The organism is Streptomyces racemochromogenes (assembly GCF_044129415.1).
Lineage (GTDB): Bacteria > Actinomycetota > Actinomycetes > Streptomycetales > Streptomycetaceae > Streptomyces > Streptomyces racemochromogenes_A.
Genome location: NZ_JBBDHD010000068.1, coordinates 1 through 13,751, shown reverse-complemented (window position 1 = coordinate 13,751; position 13,751 = coordinate 1). Strand labels below are relative to the sequence as shown.

Below are 13,751 nucleotides of genomic sequence, written 5' to 3'. Positions count from 1 at the left end.
GGTTAGACCCCATCGACCCGGCCTGTCCGGAAGGCCAGCGCTCCGCGGCGCCGGGAGACTGGTTGGTAGTCGGCTGGCAGCCCCAGCCCCAACAGCTGATGGCCGACATCGCCGGCATTCCAGGCCCCGGCACCGCGTGCGGCGAACGCTACGCCCTACCAGGGTTCCGCCGCCTCCTCCAAGAACGCGCCCACCACGCACGCGACCAGACGGACATGACCACCGGCTGGCTCACCCACACCTGACCAACACACCCCGCACCAGGCACCCCGCCGGGGACCGCCGCCAGGGCACCGGCCTGTCAAAGCTGTGAGCCCGCAGGGGGCCAAGGTTCGTGGTGTTCAAGCGTTCTGGGAAGGCGACGCGGCTGCTGTGGGAGGCCGCAGCCGAGGGGCCGGCGCGGTTCCTGCCTCCGGCGCGGCGCCGTGGCTGGGTGCTGTACCGGTGGGAGACGCAGTTCGGGGAGGTCGTGCTCGCGCACACGGTGCGCGGTGAGATGGGGATGACGGTCCCGAGCCACGCTCTGCTGCAGGAGCTGGCCGAAGATGCCGTGGCCCTGGCAGTGGTGGAGCCCGAACTACAGTCCGCCCCACGGCCCAAGCCTGGAGGCGATCGACGCCGACGGCCCCGACAAGTACTACGGCACGACCTGGCGCCGCCTGGAGCGAGTGCTCGGCATGCCCGCTCCCTCCTGGCACTCAAGCCTGCGCGACCCCGAGCTGATGATGGCCTGGCGGCCGGGAGCAACCACCCTGGAGGTCCCGGCCGTCGTCGTCCCGGCCCCAGGGCCGCTGCTGCGCCTGGCAGCCCAGGAGCCCGACGGTTCCCGCGCAGGCGTGGCGGCCCTGGACACCGCCCGGCGTGCCGTGTGGTCCGAGACGAAGAGCTGCCATGACGAGATAGGGGTAAAGAAGCTGCCCACCGGCTGCCCGAGGAGCTGGTCGGCTGACCGGCGATGCCGCGGCGGGCCTGGACATGACTCCGCCACGGGCCCGCTCGGACGGCTGCTGTGCCTCATGCCCGGAGGGGGCAGATGAGTGGGAGGACGCGTTCGGTCAGCTGCCCGGTGAGGTGGGTGTCGGTGAGGGCGGCGTCGGTGAGCCAGCCCGCTTGCGTCAGCTGGTCGACCAGGTGTTGCAGCTCACCGGGATCGGCCGGAACCCAAGCGGCAAGAGTGGTCAGGGCGATGCCCTGGCCGCCCAGGCCGAGGCGTCCCGAGGCGTCGGCCTGGGTGGTCAGCGTCAGGGCGAGCAGTCGGGTGCCGGCGGTGGCTTTGGCCTTGCGGAGCTTCTTGTCCGAGATGACCTTCTGAGCCCAGCCGGAGAGCTTGGGCCGCATCTTCTTGCCGAACGTGAACGGGCCCGTCCCGTCGTCGCCGGGCGCCAGTGAGGGAACGGTGACCGGGGTGGCGTTCTCCGGCCGGGAGGCGAGCAGTTCGTCCACGGTGCCAGGAAGTCCCAGCCAGCCACAGCTGCTCAGCTTCTCGACCAACTCCTCCGGCCCCGTCAGGCCCAGCGTGGTGAGGTCCTGGCCGACGAGGTTGCCGGTGCCGGTGTTCGCGGTGCGCAAGGTCAGCATCAGCACGAGCAGCCGTGCTTCCGGTCCGGGAAGCGGGGTGTGGTCGGCTACATGCGCGAGGACGGAGCGTGCGTGCTCCCACTGCGCCGGGACGGTCAGCAGCCGGGCCACGGCCGGCCCGCCGTCGACGGCGATGTTGCCGGTGCGTTGCTGGTGCTGGAGGCGGGCGGTGGCGGCGGCCTGTTCGGCGCGCCGTGCCTCCCATCGCAGGGGTCCGTCGCTGGTGGCGTCGGCCCAGGCGGTGAAGGCGCGGGCCTTGCGCTCCTGGAGGTCGGCGAGGAGCTCCAAGTCGGGCTGGTCGCGCTGCTGGTAGTCGCGGAAGAGGTTGCCGAGGTCGATGAGTTCGTCTCGAAGGACGACGGGGCGCAGGTCGTGGGGGATGATCCGCTGGGCGATCTTCGCCTGTGGTGGGCGGCGGCGTGCCGGTGCGGCGCGGGGGGCCGGAACTGGGCCGGCGACCTGGGGGTCGGAGGACTCTGGTTCCTCGGTGGTGGCTACGGTTTTCGCTCCGGGGGTGGCGGCCGCGCATCGAGTACAGCACTCCATGACCTGCCACCAGCGGCTTTCCCGGTCAGTGACCACGGCCAGGACGACCGGGCCGCCGCACCGCCAGGGTTCTGTGCGTGGACGGCCCGCGCCGGGCAGATGGGTGTGGCAGCCCGCCAGTCGGCACGCGCAGTACGCCGTGGCTCGTGGGGCGGGGGTGGCGCGCAGGTGGGTCTTGATGTGGGCGACCGCGGCCGCCCGGCCGGCAGCCGCGGACGGCAGACGCTGCTCGGCACAGGCGGGCCGGCTGCACGAGATACGCACCGCCGTACTGCCCCGACCGGCGGCGTCCAGGCGCACCGTCCAACGACGTCCCGGCACCCGTTCGTCCAACTCGCTCACCGCGGCCTGCGTCATCCCGGTCGTCCTCCCGTCCCATGTTCCCTACCGCCGTGTCCCGCCGTGCTGGACGGGCCGGCGGGCGGCGAGCCCACCGTACGCGGCAATCAGCCTGCTCACGGGGGAACTCGCCCTGGTTCTTCACCTGCCCTGACGGGTTCCTCCGGCGTAGCGTGCGGGTACACGCCTGACCCGCCACCCTCTGTTCCAGGCGCCGGGGACAGCCACTTCCCGGCGGACCTTTCTCAACGATGGCACGGTGCCGGGCGTGAGTCCGGCCTGGACGGGGCGACGCCCCTAGACGAGTAAGTCCGAAGTCTTCGGGCGCATAAAAGCGAGGGTCTCGTTGATCCGTTTGTGACGACAGACCTCGAAACCCTCGCGACAGCACTGTACGTGAAGATTGATGACTCTCTGGCAGGAACGCGGCGGTTCGGGCGGCCGCCGAGGCTGACGGATGCCGAGCTGTTGACGGTGGCAGTGATGCAGGCCGTCCTGGGGTTCGTCTCCGAAGCCCGCTGGCTGCGGTTCGCCCGCCGTCACCTGGCCGCCGAGTTCCCCTACCTGCCCGGCCAGTCCGGCTACAACAAGCGCCTGCGGGCCGCGAACACACTGATCAGCAGGATCATCCGCACCCTGGCCCGGGACACCGACCTCTGGCACGACGACGTGTGGATCGTCGACTCCACCCCGGGTGAGTGCGCCCGCTCACGCCCCACCGTGAAGCGTTCCGACCTTGCCGGCTGGGCCGGCTACGGCTACTGCCCCTCGCACTCACGGTTCTTCTGGGGCCTGCGGCTGCACCTGCTCTGCACACCCGGCGGCCTGCCTGTCGCGTGGGCCCTGGCCAACCCCAAAATCGACGAACGCGAGGTCCTCGCCGACATGCTCGCCGGCGACCGGGACCTGCTGGCCACACATCCCGGGCAGACGATCGTCGGCGACAAGGGCTACGTCTCCAAACACCTCGACGCCTTCATGACCGGGCACGGCCTGGCCCTTCTGCGGCCCAGCTACCGCAACCGCGCACCCCGGCCGGGAGAACACCTCCTCAAGCCGATTCGGCAGCTGATCGAGTCGGTCAACGACACCCTCAAGGGCCAGCTCGACCTCGAACGCCACGGGGCCAGGACCCCTGCCGGGGTCCTGGCCCGCGTCGGCCAACGCATCCTCACCCTGACCGCAGCCATCTGGCACAACCGCGCAAACGGAACACCGATCACCCGCTCACTGATCGCCTACGACCACTGACCAAGACTTCGGACTTACTCGTCTAGTCGTCGCCCCAGGCCGCCTGGAAGGCATGTTGCCTGGTCTGCGCGTCACGGACGTCGGGGTCGTTGGCGCTCAGGGCGATGATCCGCCAGACGGTGGTTTCGCAGTCGGCGAGCCAACGGTGACCCAGGTAGGGGTTGCTGCCTTCCCTTCCCTCCAGGCGCTCGGCAAGGGCTCGGCCGATGACCTCGGCGGCCTTCGCACGATCTTCGTCGGTCATGTACTAGGGTCTGCGCCCCGTCGCGGTGCCGAGCGATCCCCGAGGCAACTCGTGTCGGAACCTCGCCGGATAGCAGGGAGGAGATCAGGGCGCTGCTAGCCGAACGTCCGCGGCGTCGACGACGTCGTCCAGACCGAAGTGGGCTCCGTCGGGGCCGGCGGTGGCCGTGGTGGGCCCGCGATGTCGGCCAGCGGGTCGCCAGGCAGGTGTCCCGATGGACGCCGGCCAAGCCGGGCGCCGCGCCGGACACCTGGAGGGCGGCTGCGGTCTCGGTGGCGGCGTGCATCCGGGCAGGGGTGTCGCTGGCGAGGGTGGCCAGGAGGGTCGTGGTCCCGGCCCGTCGGTGGGCGTCCAGCATTCCGCCGCCAGGCGGCCGGGTCCGGCTCGGTGAAGTCGTGGCCGACTGCACCGTGACCGTGATGGTCGACCAGCCCAGGCGCTGCCCACAGCCCGCTCGCCTCGGTCACGGTGTGGCCCGCGTGCGGGCAATGGGCGGCGACGAGGCCCTCGCAGACGGTCACGTCCCCGGCCCGGTTGCGGGGCGCCGACGACGCGGGCGCCGCGTACGGTCACACAGCCGCCCGTCATGCCCAGCCACCGGGCCCGGGGCCGGGCTTCGCGCGAACCGCACGTGCTGGCGTACCGACACGTTCATCAGGTGGTCGAGCCGGTTTGCCGTGATGCCGATCTCAGCAAAGCGAGTGCGAGCACGCTCAGGCTCCGCCCCGACCTCTGCTGGCGGTCATGACCAGTCGATGACCAGCGGCGCGAGGGCGTCGGCTCTTGGTGTCGGACGAGGTGCCCGCCTCGTTCATTCCGCAGCAGGATGGGCTTGTGGGCGCGGGCGTCTGTGGTTGATCAGGTGCCAGTCCGCGCGCAGCTCGAAGCGGGCGGTCTCGGCAACGTCCATCGGGTTGGCCGGTACCGGCGGACTGCCGCAGGACAGCTTTACCTCTGAAGCAGTGGTGAGGTGGGCCAAGGCGTTGCGGAGCGCGTAGAGCTCCACTCCGGTCGCCTTGGCCAGCCGAAGCAGGGAGGTTTGGGGTGCGGTTCCTTCCCGGGATGTCCACCGAGCCGCCAGGTACAGCAGGACGGCGTCCTCTTCAGGGCCGTCGAGAGCGGACTGGGTACGCTGCTCGTGCTCGATGCGGCGCAGCATGAATTCGACCTGTGGGGGGAGCACCCCGCGGGCCCGGTAACCGTCCCTGCGTTCGCGGGCCGCGTCCAGGACGCGACGCGCGTTGATGCACGCTTGCTCTTTGGTGATCAGGCCGTCGGTGCGGGGTTCGCTTGTCACGATTCTCTTCTTCGCTGCGTGGCAGATGGTGCCTGGGCGCGCCTGCCCTAGGGAGCTTCTTGGCGGCCAGCTGGAGGCAGGGCACGCAAGAGGTCCCATAGGGGGCGAGTTCCGCTTGCCCATTCGGCGAGGAGGTGGCGGTCGACCAGGTGAAGGCGCTGGGACTTGGCGAAGGCGGCGGCGTTGGCGGTGATTCGGCCGTTGGTGAGCATCACCAGGATGTCGCCGTTGTGGACCTGGCGGCCAGTGCCATTGAGAACATGGAGGTCGGGGGTGCCGACGGGCTTCCCGGACCAGCCGGCTTTCTTGTGCTTGCACTGGATGACCCAGCGGCGCCCGAAGGGGTCGGTTGCTTTGACGTCGGCGCCGTTGTCGCCGCGGCCGCCGACCTGTGCTGCGTCGGCGCAGCCGTCGCGGCGCATCAGGTCTCGTACCGCGAACTCGAACTCGCGGTGGTGGAGTCCGTCGAGTTGTCCAAGGGCGTAGCGCAGGCCGCTCGCCCGTACCTGCTGCCACCGGGCGGCCTCGCGGTGCCGCCACCCCCAGGCGCCGGTTGCCGCGGCGGCTGCCAGCAGTACTGCGGCCACTATCCAGGGGTGCGCGGCCAGCCATCGCAGCGCGGTGACCGTCAGGCTGAGGATGGCCGTGACCGCGACCGCGACGAGGACCACCTGCTCCAGGTGCTGGCTCTTCCGCTTCCGGGACCAGCCACGGTGGCCGGTGGAGCGCCGAGCCGGGCCGCGGCCGCTCACCTGCTCTGCCCGAGAAGACCCGCGCCAGGACGTGAGCAGGCCGCCCGCTGCTCCGGATCGGGGGTGCCGGTCACTGGCCGGCCTGCGAGACTCCGCTGACCAACTGGCCGAGAAGACTGGCAATGCCCTGACCCAGGTCGGTGGGGGCAAGAATGACGCCCAGCGCCAGAACGATGACCACGGTCATCTTCTCGTCGAACCGGCTCCGGGCTTCGGTGCGGCGGCGCAGCCGCAGCACGACGATGATTGCCAGCAGTACCGCCACGTTGATCGTGAGCAAAATGTCCAGTCCCCTGTCAAGTCCGTCAGGGGCAGCGGACCACCGCCCCCTGGTCTTGTGTAGCGGGAGGTCAGCGGCACCATGACCAGATCAATAGGGATTGGCGGTAACGCGCTGCACTGGCCGGATAAGGCAGTCCGGGTGTTCGAGGAATCCCAGTACGACCAAGCTCCCAGCACTGCCTTCACTGGCCTCGGGCAGTGCGAAGCTCCTGCCTGCCACCCAAGTCACCACCACAGGAGGGCTCCTTGTTGACACGGACCCTGCGGGCGGGGCCCCGCCGCCCCAACCCACCGAGGCAGGCCAGGGAGAAGCGGGGGGTGCGCAGCGATCAAGCAGCCTTTTCGGCCGCCGTCGCTCCATGCGTCCGTGAGCGTGGACGCAGACCGTCGGCCAGGGGCTGCCCCTCCCGAGCCGCAGCGCTGAAGGCCGGCAGGGCGGACGCCTGGCTGCGGTGCCGGTTGCTGCTGCTGGCGCCGCCGCCGGACCGCGGTTCGACGACGAGCCAGCAGCGTCGGCAACACCGCCGCAGTATGAAAAGTCTTTCCGACGGACACTCAGTCCTCGGAGCCGGGGCGGGGGCGTGCAGGGTGGTGTCCAGGGCCCGAGTCTGGACAACAGCGTGCAGCCACCGACACAGCGAGCTTCGGCGATGGGCAGAAGCAGGGCAAGCAGTCGATGACGACGCCGGGCCGGCTACGAAGGTGTGCGTCCAGTGGGCATGTGTGCGGCGCGGCCGGGCAGCAGAGGTGAAGCCGGGCTCCCGGTGCCGCCCGCCGGCGTCAAGATCATGAAGGGGTGAAAAGGTGAAGGGCTTCCGCAGCTTCATCCTGCGCGGCAACGTGGTCGACCTGGCGGTCGGCATCGTCATCGGGGCAGCGTTCACCGCCGTGGTGAACGGCTTCGTCAGCGCCTTCCTGACCCCGTTGGTCGGACTGGCCACCGGCGCCACCGGCGACATGAGCCGCAAGACCTTCACCGTCGGCGCCACCGCGTTCCCCTACGGCGCCTTCATCAACGCGGCGATCAGCTTCCTCCTGCTCGCCAGCGCGTTGTACTTCCTGGTCGTGCTGCCGATCAACAAGCTGCACGAACGCCTCGCCCCGCACCAGGACGTCCAGGCCCCCAAGCGGGACTGTCCCGAATGCCTCAGCCCCGTACCCGCCCAGGCCCGACGCTGCGCCTCCTGCACGGTCGCCGCCCTGCCCACCGTACCCGCACAGGCCGGAGAGACAACCCAGCGCCTCGGATGACCGGTCGCTCCTCACCCATCCGCTGACAGCTCAGCGGGCATTACGCACCCTCACCGTGCACTGACCGTCGACCCGCCGGACGCCGAGGGCGGACGCCCGGTCCGCGTGGACGGTGAGATCCTCGGCCGCACCACCGGCCCTGGCGACCTCTTCGAGTTCCTCGGCGGGCCGACCGTCTGGACCCCGCCCGCCAGCGACAAGTTTCGGTCGGCCCTCGCCGGCAGCCCATTCAGGCGAGGCCGCCGAGCACGGCGCCGCCACCCTCATCACCTTTGAGGACGGTGACGAGCACTTCACGGGCTCGCCAAAGCCCGGGACCTCGCGCGCGGCATCATCCGCGCCGCATCCGGCAAGGTCTCGCGCCACTCGCTCAAGGCCGGCCGCCTCCCCGGCAAGACCGAGACGCTCCTCCGGGTCGGTGAGGGCCTGGACCAGCTCGGCGCGGCGCAGGGCGGTGTCGCCGTCGTGGTCCAGCTTCAGAATCCACCACTCCCCTGGCCGGGCCTCGTGGCCGGTGGCGACTTGGGGGACGGCGACGGTGTGGAGGAGGCCGAGGCGGCGCAGCAGTCCGCTGGGGAGCCAGGCCGCGTCGCGCCGTGGATTCGTAGGGCACTGGCTGGCACTGGTCTTCCCACCAGCGTTCGTGGGCGGTCCAGGTGTCGCCGGCGAGCCAGCTGGCCTCGCCTCCGTGGTCGCGGATGCGGTCGGCGAGCGCGGCTTCGGCCTTCTGGAAGGCGCGTCGGGAGGGGCCTGTGAGCCGGATGCTGGTGGGCTGTCCGAGGCGGCGGAGTTCGATGCCGCGCTCGCTTCGTGCTGTGATCCGGCACCCATTGAGGCCGTGGTCTCGTCGTCGCCGGTACCGACCCTCACCCGCCCGGGCAGCAGACCGGACAGCAGGCTGTCGAGGCTGGCGTTGCTCTCCAGGTGGAGCCTGATGCCGTCCGCGGTGGACTGCACGTACTGGATACCGAAGGGGAACTCGTAGAAGTTCCGCTGGGAGCCGAGTACCCAATACGATCGGTGATCCCTCACGCCTGGATGTCGATGGGAAATGACGGCGCCGGCTGTGGCGGAAGTTGGTTCACGTTCCTGACAGCCGCCCAGCTCCATGATCAGGCCACTGCGAAACGGACGTGACAGGCGATGTCTGGTGAGGAAGACTCGCGTTGTGCGTGATCGTGTAGAAGCTTCCTCTGGCCTGGTGTTGCGGAGATGGACGACTGGGGATGCCTTGGCGGTGATGACCGCATTCTCGGATCCGCTCATGCGTGGACAGTCCGTCGAGCCGGTTGATTCTGTGCAGGCTGCTGAGCGGTGGATCGCCGCTCGTGGTGACCAATGGGTTGCGGATTCTGCCTATTCCTTCGCCGTCGTCGATGGTGGTGGCCTCGTTCTCGGCCAGGTATGCATCGGCTCAGTGGATCGGCGTCATGCCGTTGGATGGGTGTCCTACTGGACGACGGCAACGGCTCGTGGCCAGGGCATAGCTTCCCGTGCCTGCTGTGCTGTGGCCCGCTGGGCTTTCGACGATGCCGAACTCTTCCGGCTGGAGCTTGGGCACCGGGTGAACAACCCCGCCTCATGCGGTGTGGCTCGCGCTGCCGGCTTCGCGGTGGAAGGACAGCAACGACAGAAGCTCCAGTACGACGATGTCCGCTTCGACGTGGAACTCCATGCGCGTCTGGCAACGGATAGGGAACCCGTGTCGTTGTGAAAAGGCGGTGCGGGACGGCCCGCTGCGCACGAGAGCCAACGGGCTGACTCCCTCACAGCTCCCCTCCCCCCAGGGCCGGCCGAACCTGTCAGTGACGGCCTGCCCGCTCATCCGTCCGGGACCTGAGACCGAGCGCCGTAGATGGCCCCTCCGGCCAACTACGGCGCTCAAGTCCCCAGTAGGGCGCTGAGCCTCCTGCTCCAGTCCGGACCTACAGTGAGGCCTCAGGCCAGCGACCAGGAACTTTCTGTCTGAAGGAGTGCGGTGTGGGGGACATCTCGGCGGCCGGCGCGGCGGTGGACAGCCTTGAAGAGTTCCGGGGGGAGCTGACCGGGTACTGCTACCGCATGCTGGGCTCCTACGCCGAGGCCGAGGACGCCGTACAGGAGACGCTGGTCCGGGCATGGCGCAGCATCGACCGCTTCGAGGGCCGGTCTGCACTGCGGACGTGGGTGTACCGCATCGCCACCAACGCCTGCCTGGACGCCGTCGCCTCGGGCAAGCGGCGGGCGCTGCCGATGGACCTGTCCGGCCCGAGCGCGGGCAGCTTGCCGCCGGCACCTCCGGAGGATGCGGCCCTGTGGGTGGAGCCGTGCCCTGGCGGTGATCCTGAGGCTGCCGCGGCATCGGGCGAGTCCGTGCGACTGGCGTTCGTCGCCACGCTGCAGCACCTCCCGCCCCGGCAGCGGGCCACTCTGATCCTGCGGGACGTCCTGGGCTTTTCGGCTCGTGAGGTCGCCGACCTGCACGGCTCGACCGTCGCCTCGGCCAACAGCGCCCTGCAGCGGGCCCGCGCCACACTGGCCGACCGCCGCCAGGCAACAGGCGTGCCGGCCGCCCGCCCGTGCGACGACAGGGTCCGTCAACTGCTGGCCGAGCGATATGCCACGGCCTTCTCCCGCTACGACGTGGAGGAGCTGAACATGCTCCTCCACGTCGACGCCACGCTGTGCCTGCCGCCCTACGCGAAATGGATGCGCGGTCTACCCGACATCCAGGCATGGCTCAACGGCCCCGCGATCGGCTGCCGCGGCTCGCGTCTGGTCCCGACCACGGCGAACGGCTCCCCCGCCTTCGGCCAGTACCGACCCCACCCGGACGGCACCGGCTACCTTCCCTGGGCACTGCAAGTCGTCGAGTTCTCCGGCGACCGGATCACCGGCATCACGGCCTTCCGTGACACCGAGCGCCTGTTCCCGCTCTTCGGCCTGCCGGACCACTTGGACGAGGACTCGCCAGCCGGTACTCGTGTCTGACCGGAATCACCTCCCAGCCGCCGGGCCGTCACTCCGACTGACAATGATCTCGTAGCTCAGATGACCTCGTGTGACCTCGGGCATGACCTGCGACCCTTGCGACCTCGGCACCCAGCCAGGCCGTCCCCTGCGCCCGCTGTCATCGAACCTGCGCGCGACACGGGGCCCCGGCCAACCCCTTCTGCGAGACCTGCCGCGAGGAGCGACGGGCGCAGTACGGCCTCTGATGGACTCCCACTCCCCCGGTAGCACGTCGCGGCTGGAGCTGCTGCGCTTCCTCGACGACGTCCAGCTCCAGGACTTGCAGCGCACCCGCGACTGGATAGCCACCGAGGAGCTGGGCGTGGACTGGGCCTGAACCGGACCCGGAAGCACCGGGCATAGGTTACGTCATCGGGAGGAGTCTGTTCCGGACCGGCAAGGGCAGTTGCTCCGGCCGGCTCGACTGGCGGCCTGTGACGGTTGGCTGCAGCGTTAGCGCGACCAGATGGTGTACCAGCTGCCGCACCGATAGTCGGTGCCGGCCTTGGTGATACATTCCTGGATCTGGAACCTGGTGGCGCTGTTCGCGTAGTTCCAGGTCACGCTGTTCACGGGGCTCGTGTTCGAAGCGCTGAGGTTCTCGTTTCGGGGCTCGCCCATGGTGTACGTGGTGCGGACCCGGACGCGGGCCCCATAGCTGTCACCCGGGGCGGTGTCCTTGATGTTGACGTCCAGGATGATCCGCTCGCCGTCAGGGTCGATCGTGCCCCAGGCAGCGGCCCCGGCCACGTCTGCGGGCGTTTGGTACCCCGTCCAGCTGGAGGTCGCGTTAGTACTGCAACGGTCTTTGCTCTGATGGTTGGGCAGTTTCGGGTGGCAGGTGGCCGCGTTGTTTGTAGTGGCTGAGTCGGGCCTGAAACTGCCGGCGGCGTCGCCAGTGGGACCAGTGCAGGACATGCTCGACGGGGGTGGCCTGCCGGTGTGTGAGCCGGGTGATCAGACGTCGGAGCTCGGGCAGACTGAGGGGGACGAGGCCGGAGGATCCGTTTCTGCTTTGCCGGCGTCCAGTTCGCGGGCCCGCAGAACGGTGAGGCAGGCGTGGGCGGCCAGGGCGAGAGTCATGTGTCGGTGCCAGCCGGGGTAGCGGCGGACCTGGTAGTCGTCCAGGCCGCACTCCTGCTTCGCGGTCTGGAAGCACTCCTCGACTGCCCACCGGCTGCCGACGACGTGGATCAGCTGGTCGAGGGTGGTTTCCGCGGGGCAGTAAGCGATGTAGTAGGAGATCTCCTCAGGCCTGCGGACGCTGCGGCGGGCGATCACCCAGTGACGGCGGTCGTCTCGGTGCCAGGGGCGGACCTCGACTCGGGCCCAGTCGAAGACGCGGGGTCCGTGGGCGCCGTCGCCGCAGGAGCGGCGCTTCCACTTCTGCCGCGGCAGCCCGGGAAACAGGTCATGGACGGGATGGTCCATGGCCCAGCGGGTGACGACGGTGTCGTGCCGGGTGGTGGCCATGACATGGAAGACGTCAGCCCGCTCCAGCTCCGAGCGCCAGCTCTTGGAGAAGCCGTAGCCGGCGTCCGCGGTCACCCACCCGAACGGGATCTTCTCCGCGATGGCCCGTCGGACCATCGCCCTGGCTGTTGCGACCTTGGTCTCGAAGACGACCGTGTCGTCGATGCCGGCCCGCCGGCACCGGTCCCGGTCCTCGGTCCAGGACGCCGGCACGTAGAGACGCCGGTCGATCAGGGTGCGACCGCGACAGGACGCATAGGCCAGAAAGACTCCGACCTGGCAGTTCTCCGTCCGGCCGGCCGCGCCGGAGTACTGCCGCTGGACACCGGCCGACCGGTCGCCCTTCTTCAGGAACCCGGTGTCGTCCACGATCAGCACCGCATCCGGATCGCCGAGGTTCTCAACGACGTACTCCCGCACGTCGTTGAGAACCTCGTCCGCGTCCCAGTCGATCCGGTTCAGCAGCCGCTGGACCCTGTCCGGACCCGCATGCCCGGCCTCCTCCGCCAGCGTCCAGCCGTTCTTCCGCTCCAGCGGAGCGATCAGGCCCCGCATATAGGCAAGGGCCGTCTCACGCGGCTCCGACCTGGAGAAGCGGTGCACAAACCGCTCATGCAGAGCCTTCAGTTCACCAGCCCACGACCGGGCCTGAACGCGTTCCCCACCCATGACCAGCCCAACGACCCACCTGCCCAACCGTCACGGCAAAGACCGTTGCAGTACAAGGGCCTGTGTGGTGTCGTGATCAATATTGCGGTTTCGTGCCCACCTGAAAGCGGAATCCGGTAGGACGCTGTGTGTGACGCGTAGGCAACTCACCGACGAGCAGTGGACGTTCATCGAGCCGTACTTGCCGATCGGCGAGTACGGCCCCTACCCCGAGATGCTGCGGGATCAGTTCGAGGGCGTGATCTGGCGCTTCCGCTCCGGCGCCCAGTGGCGGGAGATGCCCTCCGAGTTCGGTCCCTGGCCGACGGTCTACGGTCGCTTCCGGGTCTGGAGGGACGCCGGCGTCTTCGAAACCCTGCTGGAGGGACTGATCGCGGAAGCCGCGAAGCGGGGTGAGGTGGACTTGTCGCTGGTCAGCGTGGACTCCACCACCGTGCGGGCCCACCACGACGCCGCCGGGATGCACCTCGACTCCGACACTCTGGCCGCCCTGGAGAAGGCCGCCGACGAGGCGGACAAGGCCCGGCAAAAGGGGGCGACCCGAAGGAACAAGACGGGCGGGCCGCCGCAGACGACCCGGAACGGGAAGAACGACGACGAATCCGGCGTCGGCGCAAGCTCCGGCTGAAAGCCGCCCTGCTCGGACGCTCCAGAGGCGGACAGACCAGCAAGATCCATTGCGCCGGCGACCGCAAGTGCCGCCCGCTGGCGTTGCTCGTGACCGAGGGGCAGGCCGCCGACAGCCCGCAGTTCACCCGGGTTTCCCTTGGCCGCCCCCGTCACAGGCGGCGATGATTCGGTCGTTCATACAGCGATCATGCCAGGACGACGGCCCCGCCCCCGACCACGGCCTGCGCGGCCGGCCCCCGGACAGGCCGGGCGGCCGGCCGCGGCCGGAGGTCAGCCGGTCCGGAACTTCGCGCCGCCCAGGGTGTACCAGGAACTGAACGGCTTGCCGTCGGCGCTGTAGGCGTGGGAGAGGACGCCGTCGGTGCCGATGACGAAGACTTCGGCGGCGTTGAGGCCGGACTCGTAGACGGCGGACGGGGTGCCGGTGAACTTCCAGGCGGTGTTCAGG

Annotated in this window: 15 protein-coding genes and 1 pseudogene; 8 read left to right on the top strand and 8 right to left on the bottom strand. The window is 69.6% G+C overall.

Annotated features, from left to right (window positions below):
* The first annotated feature begins 62 nt into the window (after positions 1 to 62).
* On the top strand, positions 63 to 245 hold the full coding sequence (locus WDV06_RS23485) for a hypothetical protein (RefSeq protein ID WP_395511750.1): 183 nt from the start codon (positions 63 to 65) through the stop codon (positions 243 to 245).
* Positions 246 to 545: 300 nt separating this feature from the next.
* Positions 546 to 1,037, top strand: coding sequence for a hypothetical protein (locus tag WDV06_RS23480; RefSeq protein WP_395511749.1), 492 nt, complete (start codon positions 546 to 548; stop codon positions 1,035 to 1,037).
* Here the strand turns inward: WDV06_RS23480 and WDV06_RS23475 are convergent.
* Positions 1,015 to 2,481, bottom strand: a complete 1,467-nt coding sequence (locus WDV06_RS23475) for a hypothetical protein (protein WP_395511748.1) — start codon at positions 2,479 to 2,481, stop codon at positions 1,015 to 1,017. The two genes, WDV06_RS23480 and WDV06_RS23475, sit on opposite strands and share 23 nt — an antisense overlap.
* A gap of 339 nt (positions 2,482 to 2,820) precedes the next feature.
* Here WDV06_RS23475 and WDV06_RS23470 point away from each other — a divergent pair, with 339 nt between their 5' ends.
* Positions 2,821 to 3,714, top strand: coding sequence for an IS982 family transposase (locus tag WDV06_RS23470; protein WP_395511747.1), 894 nt, complete (start codon positions 2,821 to 2,823; stop codon positions 3,712 to 3,714).
* 22 nt (positions 3,715 to 3,736) lie between these two features.
* On the opposite strand, the gene WDV06_RS23465 is transcribed toward WDV06_RS23470, so the two are convergent.
* From WDV06_RS23465 to WDV06_RS23450, 4 genes are all read right to left on the bottom strand, one after another.
* Positions 3,737 to 3,958, bottom strand: a complete 222-nt coding sequence (locus tag WDV06_RS23465) for a hypothetical protein (RefSeq protein WP_395511746.1) — start codon at positions 3,956 to 3,958, stop codon at positions 3,737 to 3,739.
* 811 nt (positions 3,959 to 4,769) lie between these two features.
* Positions 4,770 to 5,255: a hypothetical protein gene (locus tag WDV06_RS23460; protein WP_395511745.1), complete on the bottom strand. Its 486-nt coding sequence runs from the start codon at positions 5,253 to 5,255 to the stop codon at positions 4,770 to 4,772.
* A gap of 47 nt (positions 5,256 to 5,302) precedes the next feature.
* Positions 5,303 to 5,935, bottom strand: a complete 633-nt coding sequence (locus WDV06_RS23455; RefSeq protein WP_395511767.1) for a restriction endonuclease — start codon at positions 5,933 to 5,935, stop codon at positions 5,303 to 5,305.
* A 142-nt stretch (positions 5,936 to 6,077) separates the two neighbouring features.
* Positions 6,078 to 6,287 (bottom strand): hypothetical protein, encoded by a 210-nt coding sequence (locus WDV06_RS23450; protein ID WP_395511744.1) that lies wholly within the window; start codon positions 6,285 to 6,287, stop codon positions 6,078 to 6,080.
* Between the two features lie 806 nt (positions 6,288 to 7,093).
* Here WDV06_RS23450 and mscL point away from each other — a divergent pair.
* Positions 7,094 to 7,540, top strand: coding sequence for a large conductance mechanosensitive channel protein MscL (gene mscL / locus WDV06_RS23445; protein ID WP_395511743.1), 447 nt, complete (start codon positions 7,094 to 7,096; stop codon positions 7,538 to 7,540).
* A 30-nt stretch (positions 7,541 to 7,570) separates the two neighbouring features.
* On the opposite strand, the gene WDV06_RS23440 is transcribed toward mscL, so the two are convergent.
* Complete coding sequence (locus WDV06_RS23440; protein ID WP_395511742.1) at positions 7,571 to 8,572, bottom strand: hypothetical protein; 1,002 nt, start codon at positions 8,570 to 8,572, stop codon at positions 7,571 to 7,573.
* A 208-nt stretch (positions 8,573 to 8,780) separates the two neighbouring features.
* Here WDV06_RS23440 and WDV06_RS23435 point away from each other — a divergent pair, with 208 nt between their 5' ends.
* The 3 genes from WDV06_RS23435 to WDV06_RS23425 all read left to right on the top strand — a co-directional run bounded on the left by WDV06_RS23435 (position 8,781) and on the right by WDV06_RS23425 (position 10,868).
* A complete protein-coding gene (locus tag WDV06_RS23435) occupies positions 8,781 to 9,254 on the top strand; it encodes a GNAT family N-acetyltransferase (protein WP_395511741.1) in 474 nt (157 codons plus the stop codon).
* Positions 9,255 to 9,520: 266 nt separating this feature from the next.
* Positions 9,521 to 10,510: a sigma-70 family RNA polymerase sigma factor gene (locus WDV06_RS23430; protein ID WP_395511740.1), complete on the top strand. Its 990-nt coding sequence runs from the start codon at positions 9,521 to 9,523 to the stop codon at positions 10,508 to 10,510.
* Positions 10,511 to 10,736: 226 nt separating this feature from the next.
* Positions 10,737 to 10,868, top strand: a complete 132-nt coding sequence (locus WDV06_RS23425; RefSeq protein ID WP_395511739.1) for a hypothetical protein — start codon at positions 10,737 to 10,739, stop codon at positions 10,866 to 10,868.
* Between the two features lie 116 nt (positions 10,869 to 10,984).
* Here the strand turns inward: WDV06_RS23425 and WDV06_RS23420 are convergent, their stop codons facing one another.
* Both WDV06_RS23420 and WDV06_RS23415 read right to left on the bottom strand, forming a co-directional pair.
* Positions 10,985 to 11,281 carry a hypothetical protein gene (locus WDV06_RS23420; RefSeq protein WP_395511738.1) on the bottom strand — a complete coding sequence of 99 codons (297 nt, stop codon included), beginning with the start codon at positions 11,279 to 11,281 and terminating at the stop codon, positions 10,985 to 10,987.
* 207 nt (positions 11,282 to 11,488) lie between these two features.
* Positions 11,489 to 12,673, bottom strand: coding sequence for an IS701 family transposase (locus WDV06_RS23415; RefSeq protein WP_395511737.1), 1,185 nt, complete (start codon positions 12,671 to 12,673; stop codon positions 11,489 to 11,491).
* Positions 12,674 to 12,803: 130 nt separating this feature from the next.
* Between WDV06_RS23415 and WDV06_RS23410 the strand changes: the two are divergent.
* Positions 12,804 to 13,459, top strand: a pseudogene (locus WDV06_RS23410) (transposase); the annotation flags it as partial.
* Positions 13,460 to 13,751 lie beyond the last annotated feature (292 nt).